The sequence below is a fragment of the Microbacterium sp. UBA3394 genome (genome assembly GCF_002358725.1).
Classification (GTDB): domain Bacteria; phylum Actinomycetota; class Actinomycetes; order Actinomycetales; family Microbacteriaceae; genus Microbacterium; species Microbacterium luteum.
In genome coordinates this window covers 1-3584 of sequence record NZ_DEPK01000227.1, presented here as the reverse complement: position 1 = coordinate 3584, position 3584 = coordinate 1, and the positions used below count along the sequence as shown (strand labels likewise).

Here is a 3584-nt window from a genome sequence, read left to right as displayed (position 1 = left end):
CAGGATGCCCGGCCCCGCCCACGCCGAGCGCGACTCGGCCGCATCCACGTCGATTCCCGGGAACCGCTCCAGCAGGGAGGGAGCGGAAGCAAGCATGACCGAGTCGCCGACGGCGGTGATCTCGTCGCCCCGCACGGGGGTGGGGGAGGGACTCGGGGCCGTGGCGTCGGATGCCTCCACGGGCGCCGGCGAGGTCTCCGCGGGTGCAGGGGTCGGCGAGGCGGCGGCCGTCTCGGCGGCGAGAGCGGCGGCGCCGGCTTCGACGACGGACTGACCGGAGGAGACCGCGGGTGCCGCGGCGACGGCCGCGCCCGCGCCCGCGACGAGGGCGGCGCCGGTGGCGAGACCGGCGAGCGCGGTCGCGCGCCGCGCCGCCCGGGCACGCAGCGCCGCACGCACGCGCCGGGCGCAGCCGCGGAAGCCGAACCGGCGCACCGGCGTCTCCACCCAGCGGTACGACGCCTCCGCCAGCGCGAGGGTCGACACGAGGACGAGAGCGCCGACGCCGACCGGCACCCCCGCCTCCGGGCCGGTGCCGGTGGTGGCGGCGACGAGGAGCACGAGCAGCGGCCAGTGCCACAGGTAGATGCCGTAGGACCGGTCGCCGACCCAGCGCAGCGGGATGGCATCGAGCGCCCGGCCGAGGCGGGAGCCGGGCCAGACGCCGGCGAGGATCACCATCGCGGCGCACACGCTCGCCGCCAGGAGGGCGCCGGGGAAGGTCGCCGTCGTGTCTCCGGCGGGAATCGAGGCGATGGCAAGGATGCCGATCAGCCCGGCGACGCCGAGCGCGGACACCGTGGCGCGCGCACCCCCGGATCGTGCCCACGCCGGCAGGTCGCCGACGGCGAGGCGACGCAGCAGCGGCGCCATGCCGAACGCGAGAGCGACGCCGAGCAGCAGACCGAACGCGTGCGTGTCGGTGCCGAAGTACGCGCGCGTGAGGTCGCCGCCGGAGGCGACGACGGCGCCCATCCACACCGCGGATGCCGTCGCCGCGACGAGGGCGGCGGTCACCCGCGCCCAGGACCGGGGGAGCATCAGGAACAGCGGCAGCACGATCGGCCACAGCAGGTAGAACTGCTCCTCGACGGCGAGCGACCACATGTTGCGGAACAGCTCCGGGGTCGTGGCGGCGAAATAGCCGTCGCCACCGGAGAGCGCGACCCAGTTGTAGCTGAAGGTGAAGGCTCCGACGATCTGCGCGCCCAGCCGCACGAGCACGTCGCCGCCGATCATCCACGCCGCGCTCGCGCAGGCGATGACGACCAGGGTGAGGGCCGGCAGCAGGCGTCGGGCGCGTCGGCGCCAGAAATCGACGAGCGAGATGCGTCCGGTGCTGCGGTGCTCGCGCAGCAGCAGGGTCGTGATGAGGAAGCCGCTGATGACGAAGAACACGTCGACGCCGACGAAACCCCCGGGGACAAGCGCGCCGGGAAAGAGGTGGTAGAGCACGACCAGGGCGACGGCGACGGCACGCAGACCGTCGAGGCCCGCGTAGCGCGTGGGCGTCGCGGCGGGGTGCTGCGCTGGAGAGGTCATCGGTCCGGGGGAGGAGGGGGAGGAGGGGGCGACACGTCAGTGTACGACCCCCGCGCGGGAACTCCCCGAGCATCCGCCGCAAGGGTCGCCCGACATAGGCTGGAGCGGTGCGCATCCGTCTCGACATCGCCTATGACGGCACGCACTTCCGCGGCTGGGCGCGCCAACCCGCGCATCGCACCGTTCAGGGAGAGATCGAAGACGCACTCGCGCGCGTGATCGGCGGCTCCCCGCGACTGGTCGTCGCCGGGCGCACCGATGCCGGCGTGCACGCCTCCGGTCAGGTTGCCCACGTCGACCTCGACGCGGCTCAGACGGAGCGGATGCTGTCGCGCCGCGCCCGCGCCCCCCACGCCGATCCGGTCGAGGCGCTGGCCGCGCGCGTTCGCGGCGTGCTCGGCGCCTACGCGGATGTGACCGTGCACGCCTCCCGCGTGGCGCCGGAGGGGTTCGACGCCCGCTTCGCCGCGGTGTGGCGGCGCTACGCGTATCGCCTGGCGGATGCGCGTGCGGGATACGACCCGCTCGAACGGCTCCGCACCACGACCGTGCGCGGCGAGCTGGATGTCGAGGCCATGGACGCGGCGGCGCGGTCGCTGATCGGCCTGCACGACTTCGCGGCGTACTGCAAGCCGCGGGATGAGGCCACGACGATCCGCACGCTCCTGGAGTTCGACTGGCACCGCGACACCGCCGGGGTGCTGGTGGCCAACGTCAAGGCGGACGCGTTCTGCCACAGCATGGTGCGCGCCCTCGTGGGCGGATGCGTCGCCGTCGGCGAGGGCCGCCTGACCGCCGGTGACCTGGCGGAGATCCGGGACCGGCTGGTGCGGGTTCCCGACGTGAAGGTGCTCGCCGCGCGCGGCCTCACCCTCACCGAGGTCGGGTATCCGGCCGACGACCTGCTCGCGGCGCGCGCCGCGCAGACCCGGAACCGCCGCGACCGGGACTGACCCGGGTTCTACTCGCCGGGCTGGAAGATGGCGACGGTGAGCGTGTCGCTCGCGGTCTGCTTGGCGTACTCCTTCGACGTGGGAGTCGTCTGCACGAGGAAGTCGTAGGTGAACTGGAGCTGCACGGCGGCGGTGTCCGCGGGCACGGCGCCTACGTTGAAGGTCTGCGAATAGCTGTACGGCGAGAGCACGAGGTAGCCGGGCGAGACGGCGGATGTGTCGGTCTGCGGATCGAGGGCGTCGATCGTCACGCCGTCGGCGTCGAGGGCGACCGCGACCATCGATGCGCTCTGCAGGTACACCTTCTGGCCGTCGTCGGGGGTGACCTCGGTGACCATCGAGATGCTCACGGGCTTGACCGCCTCCGCGGTCCACAGGTCCATCGACAGCGTCGACCAGTAGTCCACGGTCGCGGTGACGGCACCGGCGACGAGCTCGCGCTGCGTCGAACCGCTCGACAGGTCGTTCGGCACTGGCGCGGGTGCCGGGGAGGCGGAGGTGCGGGTGGGGCTCGGGGTGGCGTCGCCGCCGTCGCCGTATTCCCACGGCGCGGGGCCGCATCCGGCGAGAACCAGGGCGAAAGCCGCCGTCGCCGTCGCCGTGCCGACGCGTCGTGCTGTTCCCATGTGCCCTCCCGGCTCCGTGTCCTCCCAGCTTACGAGAGCGGCGACGCCCACCGAGCGGTGGGCGGGGTGCGAGCCTCAAGGCTCGCTCAAGACAAGCTCAAGAACCTCAAGACCCGTGATCGGCGTGGTTGCCTGTTCGTTGTCGCAGGGATTTCCCGAGACGCCGCCGGGGACCCGAAACCCGGCGGCACCCCTGAACCTGGAGCGGAACATCGTGAGCACCTCGTCTTCGTCGGCCACGCGTCGCATCCTCGCCGTCGGCGCAGCCTTCGGGCTCGCCGTCTCCCTCGCCGGCTGCGCGCAGCTGGCCGAGGTGTTCAACGGGCTGCAGCAGCAGCCGGGCGTCGTGGAGGAGCCGGTCGCCGTCGCGAGCCCCACGCCGCTCGCGACCGAGGACGTCCCCTTCGACTCGATGTTCACCTATGACGGCTCCGTCGCGCTCTCGACCGACGTCGCCGATCAG

At 73.2% G+C, this 3584-nt stretch carries 3 protein-coding genes and 1 pseudogene; 2 read left to right on the top strand and 2 right to left on the bottom strand.

Going from position 1 to position 3584, the window contains the following annotated elements; translation table 11 throughout:
- The coding region (locus B4E30_RS13955) for an acyltransferase family protein (RefSeq protein ID WP_286795666.1) at positions 1-1542 on the bottom strand (1542 nt) is incomplete at its 3' end.
- 107 nt (positions 1543-1649) lie between these two features.
- Between B4E30_RS13955 and truA the strand changes: the two genes are divergently transcribed.
- A complete protein-coding gene (truA, locus tag B4E30_RS13950) occupies positions 1650-2495 on the top strand; it encodes a tRNA pseudouridine(38-40) synthase TruA (RefSeq protein WP_286795665.1) in 846 nt (281 codons plus the stop codon).
- Positions 2496-2503: 8 nt separating this feature from the next.
- Here the strand turns inward: truA and B4E30_RS13945 are convergent, their stop codons facing one another.
- Positions 2504-3121 carry a hypothetical protein gene (locus tag B4E30_RS13945; RefSeq protein WP_286795663.1) on the bottom strand — a complete coding sequence of 206 codons (618 nt, stop codon included), beginning with the start codon at positions 3119-3121 and terminating at the stop codon, positions 2504-2506.
- A 214-nt stretch (positions 3122-3335) separates the two neighbouring features.
- Here B4E30_RS13945 and B4E30_RS13940 point away from each other — a divergent pair.
- Positions 3336-3584 (top strand): annotated as a pseudogene (locus B4E30_RS13940) (fructose 1,6-bisphosphatase); the annotation flags it as partial.

Excerpts from the sequence above, each read along its gene's own strand:
- B4E30_RS13945 (WP_286795663.1), bottom strand. The coding sequence starts at position 3,121 with ATGGGAACAGCACGACGCGTCGGCACGGCGACGGCGACGGCGGCTTTC.